General features: G+C 71.8%; 17 protein-coding genes. 10 read left to right on the top strand and 7 right to left on the bottom strand.

The features are described from left to right. The first annotated feature begins 116 nt into the window (after positions 1-116). The 6 genes from Air01nite_RS00355 (at position 117) to Air01nite_RS00330 (ending at position 5,659) form a co-directional block, all read left to right on the top strand. Complete coding sequence (locus Air01nite_RS00355) at positions 117-950, top strand: ABC transporter ATP-binding protein (RefSeq protein ID WP_373310284.1); 834 nt, start codon at positions 117-119, stop codon at positions 948-950. Next, positions 947-1,927, top strand: a complete 981-nt coding sequence (locus Air01nite_RS00350; RefSeq protein WP_239090395.1) for an ABC transporter substrate-binding protein — start codon at positions 947-949, stop codon at positions 1,925-1,927. The genes Air01nite_RS00355 and Air01nite_RS00350 overlap by 4 nt, the downstream gene beginning before the upstream one ends. Then, positions 1,927-4,023 (top strand): iron ABC transporter permease, encoded by a 2,097-nt coding sequence (locus Air01nite_RS00345; protein WP_203699706.1) that lies wholly within the window; start codon positions 1,927-1,929, stop codon positions 4,021-4,023. The genes Air01nite_RS00350 and Air01nite_RS00345 overlap by 1 nt, the downstream gene beginning before the upstream one ends. Continuing rightward, positions 4,020-4,907 carry a siderophore-interacting protein gene (locus Air01nite_RS00340; RefSeq protein WP_203699705.1) on the top strand — a complete coding sequence of 296 codons (888 nt, stop codon included), beginning with the start codon at positions 4,020-4,022 and terminating at the stop codon, positions 4,905-4,907. Before Air01nite_RS00345 ends, Air01nite_RS00340 begins: the two co-directional genes overlap by 4 nt. A gap of 99 nt (positions 4,908-5,006) precedes the next feature. Continuing rightward, positions 5,007-5,462, top strand: coding sequence for a DUF6883 domain-containing protein (locus Air01nite_RS41815; RefSeq protein ID WP_344387524.1), 456 nt, complete (start codon positions 5,007-5,009; stop codon positions 5,460-5,462). Next, positions 5,459-5,659, top strand: a complete 201-nt coding sequence (locus Air01nite_RS00330) for a hypothetical protein (RefSeq protein WP_203699703.1) — start codon at positions 5,459-5,461, stop codon at positions 5,657-5,659. Before Air01nite_RS41815 ends, Air01nite_RS00330 begins: the two co-directional genes overlap by 4 nt. Before the next feature lie 166 nt (positions 5,660-5,825). Here the strand turns inward: Air01nite_RS00330 and Air01nite_RS00325 are convergent, their stop codons facing one another. The 4 genes from Air01nite_RS00325 to Air01nite_RS00310 form a co-directional block, all read right to left on the bottom strand. Further along, positions 5,826-6,560 (bottom strand): RibD family protein, encoded by a 735-nt coding sequence (locus Air01nite_RS00325; RefSeq protein ID WP_203699702.1) that lies wholly within the window; start codon positions 6,558-6,560, stop codon positions 5,826-5,828. 47 nt (positions 6,561-6,607) lie between these two features. Next, complete coding sequence (locus Air01nite_RS00320) at positions 6,608-6,988, bottom strand: hypothetical protein (protein WP_203699701.1); 381 nt, start codon at positions 6,986-6,988, stop codon at positions 6,608-6,610. Between the two features lie 91 nt (positions 6,989-7,079). Beyond that, the gene (locus Air01nite_RS00315) at positions 7,080-8,708 is read right to left on the bottom strand and encodes an MDR family MFS transporter (protein ID WP_203699700.1); all 1,629 of its coding nucleotides are present in this window, start codon (positions 8,706-8,708) and stop codon (positions 7,080-7,082) included. 109 nt (positions 8,709-8,817) lie between these two features. Continuing rightward, complete coding sequence (locus tag Air01nite_RS00310; protein WP_203699699.1) at positions 8,818-9,018, bottom strand: hypothetical protein; 201 nt, start codon at positions 9,016-9,018, stop codon at positions 8,818-8,820. Positions 9,019-9,091: 73 nt separating this feature from the next. On the opposite strand from Air01nite_RS00310, the gene Air01nite_RS00305 reads away from it, so the two are divergent. Next, complete coding sequence (locus Air01nite_RS00305; RefSeq protein WP_203699698.1) at positions 9,092-12,079, top strand: alpha-mannosidase; 2,988 nt, start codon at positions 9,092-9,094, stop codon at positions 12,077-12,079. Here the strand turns inward: Air01nite_RS00305 and Air01nite_RS00300 are convergent. Further along, positions 12,076-12,945, bottom strand: a complete 870-nt coding sequence (locus tag Air01nite_RS00300) for an NAD(P)H-binding protein (RefSeq protein WP_203699697.1) — start codon at positions 12,943-12,945, stop codon at positions 12,076-12,078. The genes Air01nite_RS00305 and Air01nite_RS00300 overlap by 4 nt on opposite strands. Positions 12,946-13,044: 99 nt before the next feature. Here Air01nite_RS00300 and Air01nite_RS00295 point away from each other — a divergent pair, with 99 nt between their 5' ends. Further along, positions 13,045-13,419: a winged helix-turn-helix transcriptional regulator gene (locus Air01nite_RS00295; protein ID WP_203699696.1), complete on the top strand. Its 375-nt coding sequence runs from the start codon at positions 13,045-13,047 to the stop codon at positions 13,417-13,419. Here the strand turns inward: Air01nite_RS00295 and Air01nite_RS00290 are convergent. Beyond that, the gene (locus tag Air01nite_RS00290; RefSeq protein ID WP_203699695.1) at positions 13,416-13,916 is read right to left on the bottom strand and encodes a universal stress protein; all 501 of its coding nucleotides are present in this window, start codon (positions 13,914-13,916) and stop codon (positions 13,416-13,418) included. The two genes, Air01nite_RS00295 and Air01nite_RS00290, sit on opposite strands and share 4 nt — an antisense overlap. A 160-nt stretch (positions 13,917-14,076) precedes the next feature. Here Air01nite_RS00290 and Air01nite_RS00285 point away from each other — a divergent pair, with 160 nt between their 5' ends. Next, complete coding sequence (locus Air01nite_RS00285) at positions 14,077-14,670, top strand: TetR/AcrR family transcriptional regulator (protein WP_239090394.1); 594 nt, start codon at positions 14,077-14,079, stop codon at positions 14,668-14,670. Positions 14,671-14,715: 45 nt separating this feature from the next. Here the strand turns inward: Air01nite_RS00285 and Air01nite_RS00280 are convergent, their stop codons facing one another. Then, on the bottom strand, positions 14,716-16,074 hold the full coding sequence (locus Air01nite_RS00280; RefSeq protein WP_203699694.1) for an alpha/beta hydrolase family protein: 1,359 nt from the start codon (positions 16,072-16,074) through the stop codon (positions 14,716-14,718). Positions 16,075-16,255: 181 nt separating this feature from the next. On the opposite strand from Air01nite_RS00280, the gene Air01nite_RS40900 reads away from it, so the two are divergent. Beyond that, positions 16,256-16,495 carry a hypothetical protein gene (locus Air01nite_RS40900; RefSeq protein ID WP_239090393.1) on the top strand — a complete coding sequence of 80 codons (240 nt, stop codon included), beginning with the start codon at positions 16,256-16,258 and terminating at the stop codon, positions 16,493-16,495. Positions 16,496-16,513: the final 18 nt, after the last annotated feature.

Below are 16,513 nucleotides of genomic sequence, written 5' to 3'. Positions count from 1 at the left end.
TGACGCTACACGTGGGGTGCGCGCGGGTACGCCGATCGTGGACCGTGTCGTCACGGAGTGTCCATGACAGAGCTTAGGTTGACCTTTTCTCAAGTTAGGCTAACCTAATCCGCGTGTTGCAGGGGGAAACTCGCACCGGGCTGCGCGGTGCCGCGCTCGACCTCGCCTACCACGGCGACCCGGTCGTGCACGCCGCGTCGATCACGCTGCGTCCAGGTCAGGTCACCGCTCTCGTCGGGCCGAACGGCAGCGGCAAGTCGACGCTGCTGCGCGCGCTCGCCCGGCTGCACAAGCCGGTCGCCGGCGACGTGCTGTTCGAGGCCGGGCAGTCCGCGCTCGCGTTGTCGGCGCGCGACTTCGCCCGGCGGGTCACGCTGCTCGCCCAGAGCCGGCCCGTGCCGGCCGGCGTCAGCGTCCACGACGTGGTCGGTTACGGGCGGCATCCGTACCGGGGGCGCTGGCGGGCCGACGATCCCGACGGGCCGCGGGCGATCGCCTGGGCGATGGAGGTCACCGGGGTGACCGCGATGGCCGACCGGGCGGTCGACGAGCTGTCCGGCGGCGAGCGGCAGCGGGTCTGGCTCGCGACGTGCCTCGCGCAGGACACCGGTGTGCTGCTGCTCGACGAGCCGACCACCTTCCTCGACCTGCGCTACCAGGTCGAGATCCTCGACCTGACCCGCGACCTCGCCGACGAGCACGGTGTCGCGGTCGGGGTGGTGCTGCACGACCTCGACCAGGCCGCCGCCGTGGCCGACTCCGTCGTGCTGCTGCGGGACGGCCGGGTCGTCGGCTCCGGAACCCCCCGCGACGTGTTCACCGAGGCCGCCCTCACCGACACCTACGGCATTCCCGTCTCCGTCCTCGTGGACCCCGAGACGGGCCACCTCTCCACCCGACCCGTCGGCCGGCACCACTCCCGGTCGCGTACCGAAAGCGAATCCGTATGAAGCGTTTGTCTCTGCTCTCCGTCGCCGCGGTCACGGTCCTGGCGGTGGGCGCCTGCGGCACCACCGAGGAGGCCGGCGCTCCGGCGCCGTCGTCGTCCGCGGCGTCCGGGCCCGTCACCGTCAAGGACAGCCGGGGCAAGGAGATCACCCTGCCTCGGCCGGCCACTCGGGTCGTCAGCCTCGAGTGGGGCGAGACGGAGATCCTGACCAGCTTGGGCGTGACCCCGGTCGGGAACGCCGACAACAAGGGGTACGCCGTCTGGAACACCGCGGCGCCGCTTTCCGCGTCGGTGAAGGACGTCGGGACGCGCGGTGAGCCGAGCGTCGACTCGGTCGTGGCGCTCCAGCCGGACCTGGTCGTGATGGAGGCCGAGCGGGGCGCGCCGATCGTGGCGCAGCTCGAGAAGTACGTGCCCGTGCTGGTGACGATCGGCAGCGACGCGTCGCGGAACCTGGACCGCCTGCGCGACGACGTCACGATGATCGCGACGGCGGTCGGCAAGCAGTCTGAAGGTGCTGCTTTGTTGGCCGACCTCGACGCGCGGATCGCCTCCGCCAAGACCGAGCTCGCCTCGGCCGGCGCGGCGGGCAAGCAGTTCGCGATGGCCGACGGCTGGAAGGAAGGCAGCACCGTCTCCGTCCGGATGTTCGGCAAGGGCGCGCTGGTCTCCGACCTCGGCACCGCGATCGGCCTGACGAACGCGTGGACCACGGCCGGCGATCCCGCGTGGGGGCTCGGGCAGACCGACGTCGAGGGTGTGAAGGCGCTCGACGGCAAGGACGTGCGGTTCTTCTACAACGCCTCGGACGGCGTCGACGTGTTCGCCGACGGCCTGCGGGGAAACGCGATCTGGGACGCGCTCTCGTTCGTGAAGGACGGCAAGGTCTCGAAGCTGCCCGCCGGCATCTGGACCTTCGGCGGGCCCAGGTCGTGCATCCAGTGGATCGACGCGGTCGTCGCGGCGTACAAGGCCTGATGAGCCTCTCCACTGTGGAGCGGGCGGCGGCTCCCGTCGCCGCGCTCCCGGCGCCGCGCAGGGTGCGGGTGGTGGCGGCGTTCGCCGTCACCCTCGCGCTCGCGTGCGTGCTCGCCGCCGTCCACCTGACCCAGGGGACGTCGTCGGTCGGCTTCGCGGACCTGGTGCGGCTGCTGTTCGGGTCGTCCGACGCGGGCGCGCTCCAGGTGCTCGTCGCCTCCCGGCTGCCGCGGCTCCTGGCCGCCCTGGTCGTCGGGGTCGCGCTGGGTCTCGCCGGTGCCGGGCTGCAGTCGCTGGCCCGCAACGCGCTCGCCTCGCCCGACACCCTCGCCGTCAACGCGGGGGCGTTCCTGGCGGTGGTGGCGGCGTCCGCGTTCGGGCTCACGCTGCCGCTGTTCGTCTCCAGCGGGCTCGCGTTCCTCGGCGGTCTCGCCGCCGCGGGCCTGGTGCTGGCGCTCTCCGCGGGCGGGCGGGCCGGCCCGACCCGGCTGATCCTGGCCGGCACCGCGGTCGCGCTGGCCCTCCAGTCGCTGACGACGGTCCTCCTGCTGCTCTTCGAGCAGAACACCATCGGCTTGTACGCGTGGGGCAACGGCTCGCTGGTGCAGAGCGACCTGGTGGCCGTCAGCCGGATGGGCCCGGTCGTGCTGCTCGCCACCCTCGCGCTGCTGCTGGCCGCCCGGCGGCTGGACATCCTGGCGCTCGGCGACGACCCGGCCACCGTGCTCGGCGTCGACGTGCGGCGCACCCGGCTGGTCGTGGTGGTGCTGACGGTGCTGCTGTGCGCGGCGGCCGTCACCCTGGTCGGTCCGGTCGGCTTCGTCGGCCTGTGCGCGCCGGTCATCGTGCGGCTGCTGGCCCGCGCCGTGCCCGGCGTCCAGCGGCACCGGGTCTTCCTGCCGCTGGCCGGCATCGTCGGCGTCCTCGTCGTCGTCGGGTCGGACGTGCTGCTGCGGGCGCTCGTCGGCGCGCAGGCCGGTGTCGAGGTGCCGACCGGCGTGGTGACGTCGCTGTTCGGCGCTGCGGTGCTGGTGTGGCTGGCGCGCCGGCACCGGGACGCGGGCAACACTCCACAGTCGACGTCGGGGCGGCTGCGGTCGTCGCGGGCTTTCGTGTTGGTGCTTGTCGTCTGCGCGGTGTCGACGGTTGCCGCGGTCGTCGTCGGCATGTTGTTCGGCGACACCTGGGTGCTGCTGGGCGACATCTCCAACTGGATTTCCGGTCAGACGGGGCCGGCGTACACCTTCGTGCTGGACCAGCGGTATCCGCGCGTGTTCGCGGCGCTGCTGGCCGGTGCGGCGCTGGCCGTGGCGGGGACCACCGTCCAGGCGGTGTGCCGCAACCCGCTCGCCGAGCCGGGTCTGCTCGGCATCTCGGCCGGCGCGGGCGTCGGCGCGGTGGCGCTGATCTCGTTCGTGCCGCTGGCGTCGGTGTGGGCGATGTCCGGCGTCGCCGGCCTGGGCGCGCTGCTGGCCTTCGTCCTGGTCTATCGGCTGTCGTGGCGCGGCGGGCTCGGCTCCGACCGGCTGGTGCTGGTCGGCATCGGGGTGCAGACGGGCCTGTTCGCGGTGATCACGACGATCATCATCGCCACCGACCCGTGGAACACCGGTAAGGCGCTGACGTGGCTGTCGGGGTCGACCTACGGGCGTACCGCCGGGCAGGTCGTGCCGGTGTTGGTCGCGCTGCTGGTGGCGGCGCCGTTGCTGGCCTATGCGCGGCGGGACCTGGACCTGTTGGCGCTGGACGAGGACACGCCGCGGGTGCTCGGGGTGCGGCTGGAGCGCACGCGCCTGGTCGCCCTGGTGTCGGCGGCCCTGCTGACGTCGACGGCGGTGTCGGCGGTCGGGGTGGTCGGTTTCGTGGGCCTGGTGGCGCCGCACGCCGCGCGGGCGCTGGTCGGTGCCCGGCACGCCCGGGCCCTGCCGGTGGCCGCCCTGTTGGGCGCCCTCATGGTCAGCGCGGCCGACACCCTCGGCCGCACGGTCATCGCACCGGCCCAGATCCCGGCGGGTCTGGTGACGGCGCTGATCGGCACGCCGTATTTCGTCTGGCTTCTGTGGCGGTCGCGTACCGCGTCTGGAGGTGTGTCATGACCCCCTCGTGGCGGTTCTTCCCGGTGACGGTGCGCGCGGTGCGGAGGCTGAGCCCGTCGTTCGTCCGCGTGACGTTCGCCGGCGACTGCCTGACGTCGTTCGCGGACAACGGCTACGACCAGCGGATCAAGCTGTGCCTGCCGGTGCCGTCGTTCGGGTTCGCGTTCCTGCCGACCGACGAGGACTGGTGGTCGCGGTGGCGCGCGCTGCCGGACGAGCACCGCAACCCGATCCGGACCTATACGGCGGCCGCGGTCCGCGCGGACCTCGGCGAGGTCGACGTCGACATGGTCCTGCACGGCGACGGCGGCCCGGCCTCGCGCTGGGCGTTGGTGGCGGCACCGGGCGATTCGCTGGTCCTGCTCGGTCCGAACGCCGACCACGACGGCGACCACGGCGGCCTGGAGTTCCGCCCGCCGTCGGGCGCGCGCCTGCTCATCGCGGGCGACGAGACCGCGGTGCCGGCGGTGGCGTCGATCCTGTCGCGCCTGTCCGCCGACAGCCGCGGCGAGGTGGTCCTGGAGATCCCGCACCCGTCGGACGCGCTGCCGCTCGCGGCGCCGGAGGGGGTCCGGATCTCGTGGGTGTGCCGGGACGGCGAGCACGACTACGGCTCGCGGCTGGTGGCGGCGGTCCGGCACGTGGTGGCCGGCCACCGGACACCGGTCCCGTCGGGCGTCCGCGGGGTCGTCGACGACCTGGAGCCGGACGGCGACATCTGGGAGGTCCCGGAGGAGGGCGCATCGGGCGACCGCTACGCGTGGCTGGCGGGCGAGTCGGCCGCCATCACGACGCTGCGGCGTCATCTGGTGAAGGAACTGGGCTGGGACCGGAAGTCGGTGGCTTTCATGGGCTACTGGCGCAACGGCCGCGCCGAGTCCTGAGTTCTCTCCCGCGCACCTCGTGTCCGCCTCCGTCCTGAGGCGCTGGCCGAGAATCCCTCACAGGCGGACATCCGACGGCGCCTGGGGCGGGGTTTCGCGGTGGCTGGCCGATCTGGCGGAGGCGGACGACTGATCCGCGCCGCGCTTCGGTTCCTCCGCAGGCCGGGGAAGCGAACCGGACGCCGAGGGGAAGGGTCGGCTGCGGCCCGGCCGACGTCGGGCGCTACCCCGGAGACCATCCGGAAGTTCAACGACTACATCTTCAAGCCGGGCGCGACGCACGGGAAGGACAGGGTGTTCCGGTCCTACGGATACGGCCGCGAGCACAGCGAACAGCTCGCCGCGGACTTCACGCGGCAGGGCACCGCCCGGTTCGCCGCAGGGGAATACACGCGGGGCCGCGCGGACCAGCACGGCCAGCGCATCACCATTCCGATCGACCTCGTCGGCCGTGGCGAGGCCGCGGGCCGCTCGACGACCGTGAAGTCTGGTTGGATGATTCGACCGGATGGCTCCCTCACGCTGAACACACCGTTCACAGGATTCGTGCGATGACCGAGATCCAGCAGTACGACCGCGTACGGATCGTCACGTCGCGATTCGAGGACCTGGGCGTATCCGCCGGCATGCGCGGCTACGTCGTCGAGACGTACCCGGACGGCGAGCTCGAGATCGAGATCTCGGACTCGACGAACGGCGAGACGATCGCACTGTTCGCCGCGCGACCAGCGGACGTCGAACTGGACGCCTGACATGTCCAGCCGTCTCTGCCCAGCGGTGGCCGACCTATCGGCTTGAGAGGCCTGCGGCCGAAGGCCCACTCCTGGCTGGAAGACGGGCGACCTCCCTGTTGGTCAGGAGTCTCTCTGCAATCCAGGTCTGCGGGCGGGCGACATGCTCGGTCGCCGGGGGTTCGCTTCATCTGACCACCTCGTAGTGGGCCCAGATGGTGCCCTCGTCGCCGACCTCGACGTTTCTGGTGCGTAGTCGGGTTGGGGTTGAGCCCGCAGCGGTGGGTGGGCCGTCCATGATCGACGGGGTGTCGAGGCCGCCGATCAGTGCTGGGACGGTGATGACGTGGAGCTCGTCGACCAGGCCCGCGCGGAGGAGGGCGCCGTTGAGGCCGCCGCCGGCCTCGGACAGGACGCACGTCGCGCCCAGGGCGGTGCGCATCTTCCGGATCGCGGCCGTCAGGTCGGTGGCGCTCAGGTAGGGGATCTCCTCGCGGCGGAGATGGGCGAGGTATCGCGCCGGCGTGTGTGGGCCGACGATCACCAGCAGGCGGGTGTCGCCTTCTCCTTTGTGGGTCCAGGGCACGCGGCCGCGGCGGTCCACGACCGCGAACCAGCGAGGGCTCGACCACGGTAGGAAATCCGCGCGGAGGCCGTCGTCGTCGGCGGCGTCAGGTAGGTCGAGCGGGCCCTCGTCCGGGCCGACGAACGTGCCGCTGCCTTCCAGAACCACCGTCGGACGGTGGGTTGCTTCGATGGCTGCCGCGCGCCTTGCCACCAGGTCGTCGACGTCGGCCGGCCAGGCGCCGCGCCAGCGGGTGGCCACGCTCTCGTCAAGCAGGAGGTCGGTGCGGCCGAGCGTCACGCGGCCGTCCGCGGTCGCGGTGACCGAGACGACCACCCGGGGAAGCTCCTCCGTCATGCCCGCGACGCTAAACCCACCCACCGACACTTTCGCCCGGCGCTCGGCTAGCGCCACGGTGCGACGTGGTTCAGCTCGCCGGTGTGCAGGTCCGGCCTGCCCCAGAAGTCGCCGACCTGGGTGCTGAAGACCGCGACCAGGCCGCTGGGCTCCGCGTACACCGCGTAGAAGCCGATGTCCCACTGGCGTTCGGCGGAGACGGCGGGTGGGCACAGGCGGAGCCGTTCCGCGCCGTCCGGCTCGTACACCGCCGCGTTGTCGATGCGGGTGTGGTCCTCGACGACGACCACGCTCGGCGGGTCCGGCCACACCGTCACCGTGGCCGGTGGCGAGGGGAACGCCAGCTCGACCTCGACGGACCCGTACGTCCAGCGGACATGACGTTGCCCCGGCTGCCAGCGCAGCTCGATCGACGGCGTCGCGGTCATCGCCGCTCCCATCGGCAAGAGGGCTTCGTGTTCACCGTAGATGAGGAAGGCCCCTGCCGACCGAGGGGAGTCGGCAGGGGTCCGGTCGGACTCAGCGCCGTGAGACCGGCTCCTCCGCGTCCGCGACGCCGTCGATGGCGCCCGCGGCCGTCGTGACCGAGCGTTCCTGGTCGGCCAGGTCCAGGCTCGTGCGCAGCGTGACCGGGCGCAGCAGCAGCGCCGCGATCACGCCGACCACCGCGATCGCCGCCGAGATGAGGAAGATGTGGCCGGTCGCGTCCCCGTACGCCGCGCGCACGATGTGTTGGAACGCCTCCGGGAGGGCGTTGAGGTTCAGCGCGCTCGTGCCCGACGACTCCGCGCCCGCCGGCACGCCCGCGGCCGCCAGGTCGTGGGTGATCTGGGAGGTGACCCGGTTGGCCAGCACCGCGCCCAGGATCGAGACGCCCATCGCACCGCCCAGGGAGCGGAAGAACGCCACCGACGAGCTGGCCGCGCCGATGTCCTTGAGCTGCACGCCGTTCTGCACCGCCAGCACCAGGTTCTGCATCGTCATGCCGACGCCGATGCCCACCAGCAGCATGCCGGCGCCGACGAAGACCAGCGACGTGGCGTGGTCGATCGTGCCGAGCATCGCGAACCCGGCCACCAGGATGACCGAACCGGCCACGATGTACGGCTTGATCTTACCCGTTTTCGAGATCAGCCGGCCGGCGACGATCGAGGACAGCAGCACGCCCGCCATCATCGGGATGGTCAGCAGGCCCGCCTCGGTGGGTGAGTAGCCGCGGCCGATCTGGAAGTACTGGCCCAGGAAGACCGCGCCGCCGAACATCGCCATGCCGACCGCGAGGCTGCCGAGGATCGCCAGGGCGGTGGTCCGCTGGGTGACGATGGTGAGCGGCACCACCGGCTCCGTCGCCTTCGACTCGACCAGCACCGCCAGGGCGAGGATGACGACGGCGCCGCCGACCATCAGGTAGGTCTGCCAGGACAGCCACGGGAACGTGCCGTCCACGAAGGAGATCCAGATGAGCAGCAGGCTCACCCCGGCGGCGATCAGCGTCGCGCCCAGGTAGTCGATTTTGACGTTCTCGCGGCGCATCGTGGGCAGGCGCAGGGTGGCCTGGAGCAGGACAAGAGCGATGATTGCGATGGGTACGCCGACGAAGAAGCACCAGCGCCAGCCGAGCCACGAGGTGTCGACGATCAGGCCGCCGAGCAGCGGGCCGCCGACCGTGGCGAGGGCCATCACGCCACCGAGGTAGCCGTTGTAGCGGCCCCGCTCACGCGGCGGGATCATCGCGGCGATCGCCACCTGGACCAGCGCCTGCAGGCCGCCGACGCCGATGCCCTGGAACGCGCGGGCCGCGATCAGCTGCCCGGCGTTCTGGCTCAGCCCGGCGATCGCCGAGCCGACCACGAAGATCACGATGGAGATCTGGATCAGCTGTTTCTTGTTGAACAGGTCGGCCAGCTTGCCCCAGATGGGGGTGGTCGCGGTCGCGGACAGCAGGGTCGCGGTGACCACCCAGGTGTACTGGGTCTGCGACCCGTTGAGGGCCCCGATGATCCGCGGCAACGCGGTCGAGACGACCGTGCTGCTGACCAGCGCCACGAAGAGCACGAGCAGCAGCCCGCTGAGCGCCTCGAGGGTCTGCCGGTGGCTCATCTGTCCGGGTTCGGCGGGCGGCCGGGCGGTTGTGGTGGTGGCACTCATCGCAGGGAGATCCTCCGGAACGGTGTTCGATCTCCTCCAGCATCCTCCCGATCTTGCGCTTTGGGCAAGTTTTCCCACTGAGAAACGAGTCACGCATGGGAGTTCATGTTCACGGCGTGCTCAGCTGCTCGGGATCGATCCCCCGATCGACCAGCCACCCGCCGAGCTCGTAGAGATCACGCGGATGCCGCAGCGGCGCGTGCCCGACCCGCCGCCCGGTCCGCCGGAACACACTGACCCGCCCGGCGTCCCGCACCTCGATCCGCCACTCCACCCCGACCCGATCCGGCGGCGTGTTCCACACCTGCACACCCCGACGCTATGCGGATCAAAGTCGTGAAAACGGCAAAACCCCGTGCTCGGGAGATCGATAGGCTACCGACGTGCATGACGATCGGGCCGTTGTCGAAGATCGGTTGGCGCGCCTCCTGTCCGAACGCCTTCGGCCCGCGACGCGTCGCGTGGTCGGCGCGCTGGACGTGGCCGCCTGGCAGGTGGACGGCGAACCCGTCCCGCCCGCGGTGGCGTTGGCTGACGGCGGGTTCGCGCCGTTCCCGATCGGCGGTGCATGGGGGCCGCCGTGGGGGACCACCTGGTTCCACCTGACCGGGTCCGTGCCCGCGGCCGTGGGCGAGGCCGACCGCGTCGAGGTGGTCGTCGATCTCGGGTGGAACAGCGCATCGCCCGGGTTTCAGGCCGAAGGGCTCGTCTACCGGCCCGACGGGTCCGTGCACAAAGGACTGCATCCGCGCAACGACTGGGTTCCCGTCGCCGGCCGCGCCGTCGACCTCTACGTCGAGGCGGCCGCCAACCCGACCGTGCTCCAGGACTTCCGGCCGACCGACCTCGGTGAGCTGGGCACCGCCGGCGACGCGCCGATCTACCGGCTCGCCCGCGCCGACATCACCGTCCGCGACGAGGAGCTGGCCGAGCTCGTCCACGACCTCGAGGTGCTGTCCGAGCTGAGGGCGCAGCTACCGCAGGGCGAGCCGCGCGGGCACGAGATCCTGCGGGCCCTGTCCCGGGCGATGGACGCACTCGACCCCGCCGACCTGTCCGGCACCGCGGCGCGCGCCCGGGCCGAGTTGGCGGACGTGCGGAGCCGGCCCGCGCAGGCCAGTGCCCACCGGATCAGCGCCGTCGGGCACGCGCACATCGACACCGCCTGGCTCTGGCCGCAGCGGGAGACCGTGCGCAAGGTCGCGCGTACTGCCGCCAACGTCGCCGATCTTCTCGAGACCTACCCCGACCTCGTGTACGCGATGTCCTCCGCCCAGCAGTTCGCCTGGCTCGAGGAGCACAGGCCCGAGGTGTTCGCCCGGGTGGCCGACCATGTGCGGCAAGGGCGGTTCGTGCCCGTCGGCGGGATGTGGGTCGAGTCCGACACCAACATGCCGGGCTCCGAGGCGATGGCGCGCCAGTTCGTACACGGGAAGCGTTGGTTTCTCGAGAAGTTCGGCGTCGAGACGCGGGAGGCCTGGCTGCCCGACTCGTTCGGATACTCGGCCGCGTTGCCGCAGATCGTCAAGCTCAGCGGGACCCGCTGGTTCCTCACCCAGAAGATCTCCTGGAACCAGACCAACCGCTTCCCGCACCACACGTTCTGGTGGGAGGGCATCGACGGCACCCGCGTGTTCACGCACTTCCCCCCGGCGGACACCTACAACGGCGAGCTGACCGGACAGGAGGTGGCGCACGCCGTGCGCAACTTCCGCGACAAAGGCCCGGCGACCCGCTCGCTGCTGCCGTTCGGGCACGGCGACGGCGGTGGCGGCCCGACCCGGGAGATGCTCGCCCGGGCGCGGCGACTGTCCGATCTGGAGGGATCACCGCGGGTCGCGGTCGAGGCCCCCGCGGAGTTCTTCCAGAAGGCCGAGCAGGAGTACGGGAAGCAGGCGCCGGTCTGGGTCGGCGAGCTCTATCTGGAGCTGCACCGGGGCACCTACACGTCCCAGGCGGCGACCAAGCGCGGCAACCGGCGGGCCGAGCACCTCCTGCGCGAGGCGGAGCTGTGGTGCACGACCGCGATGCTGCGCACCGGCGCCGACTATCCATACGAGACGCTCGACCGGCTCTGGAAGACCGTGCTCCTCCACCAGTTCCACGACATCCTGCCCGGCTCGTCGATCGCCTGGGTGCACCGGGAGGCCCGGGAGACCTATGAACGGGTCGCGAACGAGTTGGAGTCGTTGATCGACGGCGCCCTGCGTAGCATCGCCGGACCCCACACCGGTGAGGTCGCCTTCAACGCCGCACCGTTCGCCCGTGACGGCCTGCCCGCGATGGGTGCCGGCCACCCGCCCGCGGCGGCCGGCGTCGTGCGGGTCGAACCCCAGGACGGCGGCTTCGTCCTCGACAACGGCCTCCTTCAGGTCACCGTCGACAACCGCGGCGTGGTCACGTCGGTGCTCGACCTCCGGGCCGGCCGCGAGGTCCTCGCCGGCCCGGCCAACCTGCTGCAGCTCCACCGCGACGAGCCCAACCGCTGGGACGCCTGGGACGTCGACCCGTTCTACCGCGACCTGGTGACCGATGTGGACGGTGTCACGGAGCTGTCGGTCGCCGGCGACACGGTCCGCGTGTCCCGCGTGTTCGGCGCCTCGGCGGTGCTGCAGGAGATCACCCTCGCCGCCGGCGCCCGGCGGGTCGACTTCCGGGTCGAGGTCGACTGGCACGAGCGCGAGAAGTTCCTCAAGGTCGCGTTCCCGGTCGACGTGCACACGGACCGGGCCGCCTACGAGACCCAGTACGGCCACCTCGAGCGGCCGACGCACGAGAACACCTCGTGGGACGCCGCCCGGTTCGAGGTGTGCGCGCACCGGTGGGTGCGGGTCGCCGAGCCCGGGTACGGTGTCGCCCTCGCCAACGACTCCACCTACGGCCACGACGTCAGGCGGGTCGCGAAACAGGGCGGAGGCACGTACAGCGTCGTGCGGTTGTCGCTCTTGCGTGCCCCGCGCTTCCCCGACCCGGACACCGACCAGGGCCGCCATGTCATGCGCTACGCGCTCGTGCCCGGCGCCGCGGTCGCCGACGCGGTCCGCGCGGGCTACGAGATCAACCTGCCGGTCCGCGCGATGCCTGGCGAGCCGGCGCCCCCGCTTCTGCACGTCGCCGCCGACCCGCCGGAGTCGGTCGTCGTCGAAGCGGTCAAGCTCGCCGACGACCGCTCCGGCGACGTCGTCGTCCGCGTCTACGAGGCACTCGGCGGCAGAGCCACCGCCCGGCTGGAGCCCGACTTCCCGGTCACCGCGGCGACCGAGAGCGACCTCCTCGAACGTGACCTGGAACCGGACGCCCTCCACGACGGGCTGACCCTGCGCCTGCGCCCGTTCCAGATCGTCACGCTCCGCCTGCGCTGGAGGAGCTAGCCGAGCTTCGCCAGATCCGCCGCGATCGTGTCGGCGATGGGCGTCGTCGGGCGTCCGATCAGTGTGGACAGGTCGCCCGGCGTCCCCGCGAGGGCGCCCTTGTCGATCGCGTCGTCGACCTCGACGAGGATGTCCGCGAACACGTCCGGCACCCCGGCGCCGACCAGGATCTCCTTGAGCTCCGCAGGCGAGACGGTGGCGTGCGTGACCGACTTCCCGCTCTGTCGTGAGAGCTCCGCCGCGAACTCGCCGAACGTCCAGGCGGTGTCGCCGCTCAGCTCGTACGCCCGACCCAGGTGACCGTCGCCGGTGAGCACGGCGGCGGCCGCCGCGGCGAAGTCCTTGCGCGGTGCGGTGGCGATGCGGCTCTCCGGGTCGACCGCGTTGGCGACCGCACCCCGCGCGACGATCCCGGCGACGTCGCCGGTGTACATCTCGGAGTACCAGTTGTTGCGCAGGAACGTGTGCGGCACACCGGAGGCGACGATCGCGGCCTCGGTCACGCGGTGGTCGCCGGCCAGCGCGAACCAGGCGTCCGGACCGCCGAACACACCGGTGTACGCGAGCTGGGCCACCCCGGCGGCGGCCGCGGCGTCGATCACGGCCTGGTGCTGCGGGCCACGCCGGCCGGGCTCGCTGCCGGAGATGAGCAGCACCCGGTCGCCGGCGGCGAACGCGTCGGCGAACGTCGACGGCTCGTCGTAGTCGGCGACGTGCAGCCGCACACCGACGGCGGCCAGGTCGGCGCCCTTCTCCGCGCTCCGCACGACCGCCGTGATCCCCTCGGCGGGGACGCCGCGGGCCAGCAGGTCCGCGATGACCAGGCGACCGAGCTGACCGTTGGCGCCGGTGATGACGATGCTCATGGGTAAGAAGTTCCTTCTGTCCGGATGGTCGGGTCGCCACTAACGCTACGTCGCATACCCTCCTAGCCGTAAGTACCCACCTTGAAGTAAGGTACGGACATGGCCGTAAGTGAGGTGCGAGCGCCGAACGTCAACCGGGTCGACTGCCCGTCCCGACCCGTGCTGGAGCACGTCACCAGCCGGTGGGGCGTGCTCGTCCTCGCCGAGCTGCGTGACCGCCCGCACCGGTTCAGCGAGCTGCGCCGGGCGATCGGCGGGGTCAGCGAGAAGATGCTCGCCCAGACCCTGCAGACCCTCGAACGTGACGGCTTCGTCGACCGCGACGCCAAGCCGGTCATCCCGCCCCGGGTCGACTACTCGCTGACCCCGATGGGCCGCGAGGTCGCCGAGCAGATCTGGACGCTGACCAGGTGGGTCGAGGCCAACCTCGACGGCGTGTTCGCCGCCCGGGAGACGTACGACAAAGCCCGTTAGGGCACGACCACGACCGGCCAGTGGCCCAGGCGGACCAGGCGGGTGGCGATCGAGCCGACGAACTTGTGGCCGGCCTGCGCGCTGGCGCCGACGAAGACGAAGTCCGCCTTGATCGCGTCGGCCACCGCGGCCAGTTCCGAGAACGCGTCGCCGCGGCGGGTGACCAGCGTGACCGGCACGCCGTATTCGACGGCGGCCCGGTGCGCCTCCCGCTTCAGGTCGGCGGCGATCTCCTCGAACGCCTCCTGCTGCGCGTAGCCGACCTGCGGCGCGAGCGAGGCCAGCAGGCCGGGCGCGGCCACGAAGACCATGGTCAGGCCGCAGCCCTGGCGCCGGGCGACGCCGAACGCCGACGCGGCGGCGCGCAGGGAGGTCTCCGTGCCGTCGACACCCACCATGACGACGCGCGGGCCGTCGGTGCCACGCTCGAACTTCATCGGGCGTACGGCCGGACCGTAGTGCTCCTCGTCCGGGTGCCGCGCCACCGAGGTGCCCATCCCGCCTCGATCCTTTCGATGCCCTCGCGTCCCATCCTTGCCGCCGCCCGCGCACGCTGCCATACGCGAGCCAACCGCGCGTTCAGCTTGCCATCGAATTTCCTACTGTGCAAAGTTGCCCATTGAGCAATACGTAGGTTCGCGCGATATCGTGCAAGGCGTGGAGACGGCGACGGCGGAGGCGCAGACCCTTCGCGAGCGTAAGAAGGCGGCGACCGCCGACGCTCTCCATCGCGCGGCGATGGAGTTGGCGATCGAGCGGGGCCTGACCGAGGTCACGGTGGAGGCGATCGTCGAGGCCGCGGAGGTCTCCCGGCGCACGTTCTCCAACTACTTCGCCAACAAGGAGGACGCCCTCCTGCACGGCGAGCGGGACCGGCTCAACCAGTTCCTGCTCGCGCTGCGCCGCCGGCCGGCCGTGGAGCCGGCATGGCAGGCGGTCCGGGCGAGCACGCGCTCCCTGTTCGACGAGGGCGGCGACCCGGACCCGGAGTGGGTCGCGCAGAGCCGCCTGATCCGCCGGCACCCGTCGCTGGTCGGCCAGCAGTTCGCCCGCCACGCGTCCTTCGAGGAAGACGTCGCCGACGAGCTCGCCCGCCGCGGCGCCGACCGGATGCGCGCCCGCCTGATGGCCGCGGCCTTCACGGCGAGCCTGCGCGTCGGCACGGACGTCTGGCTCGAGCGCCGCGGCGAGGGCTCCCTCAGCGACGAGATCGACCAGATGCTCGCCACGATGGGCGAGCGCTTCGACTAGGGCGCACGGCCCCCTGCCGGATGGGCAGGAGGCCGTTTCCAATCCCTACGCGCAGGCGGGGAAGAGCCGGCGGGTGCCGGTGGTGTACGCCGCCCTGTCGCTGAAGCGGCAGCCGTAGTCCGCGGCCGCGACCGACTTCGGGTCGACGCGGTCGCCGGCCGGCTTGCGGTCGTGCCGGACCCACGAGACCAGGTCGTCCCAGGCCGTGCCGACCTCGGTCGGGCTGAACTCGCAGTGTTCGGTCGAGCGGACCGCGCGTTGCACCAGGAGGCGGCCGCGGCCGTGGCGGTCCACGTCCGCCTTGTACTGCTGTTCGTTGACGAACGGGACGAACATGTCACCCAACGTGTGCAGGGACAGGACCGGGACCCGCGGGCGGCCGTCGATCTTCGGGACCTGCGTGAGCCGCCCGGAGAGGCGTTCCCGCGGCTCCTCGGGCGCCACCCGGCGCACCACGCGGTTCACGTCGACCGGCGTCGACGGCGAGTACCGCGTGAACAGGTTCGTCGCGATCAGACCCGGGTCCTGCGCCGGCGTCGACGACGCCGCGGCCGGGGCGCTCAGGCCGAACAGGAAGTTCTTCCAGTAGGCGAACGACGCCGCCGCGCCCGGCCGGGGACCACCCGACTGGTTGACGGTGATGTCGCGGAACTGGCGGCCCAGCTCGTTGGTCGGCTCGGGGGCCAGCGGAGACAGGGCCGCCAGGCCCAGCTTCTGCTGCACCGCGGGCACGACGGCGGTCAGGTAGTCAGGACCGGCCGGGTACGTGGTCACCCCGCTGAGGGCCTCGGCCGTGAGCTGGTAGTCCAGGAAGTAGTCGATCAGCCGCTGGTCGCCCATGACGCCGCACATCGGCAGCGCGCCGTCGTAGAGGCTCGGGTATTCCTCCAGCGACCGGCCGATGATGTAGCCGCCCATCGAGACACCGGCGACGTAGGTCCGGTGTGGTCGGCGGACGACCTCGTCGAAGTGGCCGGCCAGCTCCTTCGTGCTGAGCACGCCCGCACGGATGTCGAAACCGTTGCCGGAGTAGGAGGACGCCGCCCACGCGTACCCCTGGTCGAGCAGGCGTTGGCGCAGGCCGAAAGCCGGCGGGTCGACCGTCAGCACCATGCCTTGGCCGCGGTAGCCGTGCGCCCACATCACCAGGTCGCCGTTCCAGCGCGGCGGCACCTCGATGATGTACGCGGCGTGCCGGTAGGTGCCCTGGCGAACGGTCGAGGGCGCACCGCCCACGGTGGCCGGTGCCAGCGGCGGGTTGACGATGGTGTAGCCGGGCAGTGGTTGGTCGCCGGGTGTGCCGCCGACAGTGCCGCCGGCCGCCGCCGTGGACGGAAGGGTGGTCACGGCGGTGACGGCGGCCACCGTGGACACCAGGACGCGGAACAGGAGGGTACGGCGCATCGTCGCGCTCCTCCCAGCAGGGACAGGGGGAAATCGACGTTAGGCATCCCGCGCGACGGGTGTCAATACTGCACTGCCAGTGCGAAAATATCGGCCGCGCATCGAAGGGCTTGACCACGCCGCGGCCGCCTGGCTAGCGTCGTGACCGACGTTGATCGATGTTCACGGGGGAGGCTTCACCATGCGCGCTCGCACCACCGCCGTCCGGATCGCCGCCGTCGGCGCCGTTGCCGCCGCGGCCCTCGCGGTCGCCGCCGCGCCCGCGCAGGCCGGCATCTACACCTGGAAGTTCCAGGGCAGCCAGGCCAGCAACGCCGACTGTGTCGCGGCCGGCACCGCCGCCGTGCGCAGCGGCGACGCCGACGTCTACCGCTGCAGCGGCGCCGCCGGCACCGAGCTGTATTTCGGTTACGTCTGGTAGGCCGCCGCTGGTAGCTTC

It is taken from the genome of Asanoa iriomotensis, assembly GCF_016862515.1.
In the GTDB taxonomy this organism is placed as follows: domain Bacteria; phylum Actinomycetota; class Actinomycetes; order Mycobacteriales; family Micromonosporaceae; genus Asanoa; species Asanoa iriomotensis.
The sequence above is the reverse complement of the archived record's forward strand: the minus strand, read 5'-3'. Positions and strand labels throughout refer to the sequence as shown.

What these genes read in the sequence shown, in the direction of transcription:
- Air01nite_RS00280 (WP_203699694.1), bottom strand. Translation starts at nt 16,074, where the DNA reads ATGCGCCGTACCCTCCTGTTCCGCGTCCTGGTGTCCACGGTGGCCGCC.
- Air01nite_RS00325 (WP_203699702.1), bottom strand. Translation starts at nt 6,560, where the DNA reads ATGACGGAGGAGCTTCCCCGGGTGGTCGTCTCGGTCACCGCGACCGCG.
- Air01nite_RS00350 (WP_239090395.1), top strand. Translation starts at nt 947, where the DNA reads ATGAAGCGTTTGTCTCTGCTCTCCGTCGCCGCGGTCACGGTCCTGGCG.
- Air01nite_RS00340 (WP_203699705.1), top strand. Translation starts at nt 4,020, where the DNA reads ATGACCCCCTCGTGGCGGTTCTTCCCGGTGACGGTGCGCGCGGTGCGG.
- Air01nite_RS00320 (WP_203699701.1), bottom strand. Translation starts at nt 6,988, where the DNA reads ATGACCGCGACGCCGTCGATCGAGCTGCGCTGGCAGCCGGGGCAACGT.
- Air01nite_RS00345 (WP_203699706.1), top strand. Translation starts at nt 1,927, where the DNA reads ATGAGCCTCTCCACTGTGGAGCGGGCGGCGGCTCCCGTCGCCGCGCTC.
- Air01nite_RS00290 (WP_203699695.1), bottom strand. Translation starts at nt 13,916, where the DNA reads ATGGGCACCTCGGTGGCGCGGCACCCGGACGAGGAGCACTACGGTCCG.
- Air01nite_RS00330 (WP_203699703.1), top strand. Translation starts at nt 5,459, where the DNA reads ATGACCGAGATCCAGCAGTACGACCGCGTACGGATCGTCACGTCGCGA.
- Air01nite_RS00315 (WP_203699700.1), bottom strand. Translation starts at nt 8,708, where the DNA reads ATGAGTGCCACCACCACAACCGCCCGGCCGCCCGCCGAACCCGGACAG.
- Air01nite_RS40900 (WP_239090393.1), top strand. Translation starts at nt 16,256, where the DNA reads ATGCGCGCTCGCACCACCGCCGTCCGGATCGCCGCCGTCGGCGCCGTT.
- Air01nite_RS00300 (WP_203699697.1), bottom strand. Translation starts at nt 12,945, where the DNA reads ATGAGCATCGTCATCACCGGCGCCAACGGTCAGCTCGGTCGCCTGGTC.
- Air01nite_RS00295 (WP_203699696.1), top strand. Translation starts at nt 13,045, where the DNA reads ATGGCCGTAAGTGAGGTGCGAGCGCCGAACGTCAACCGGGTCGACTGC.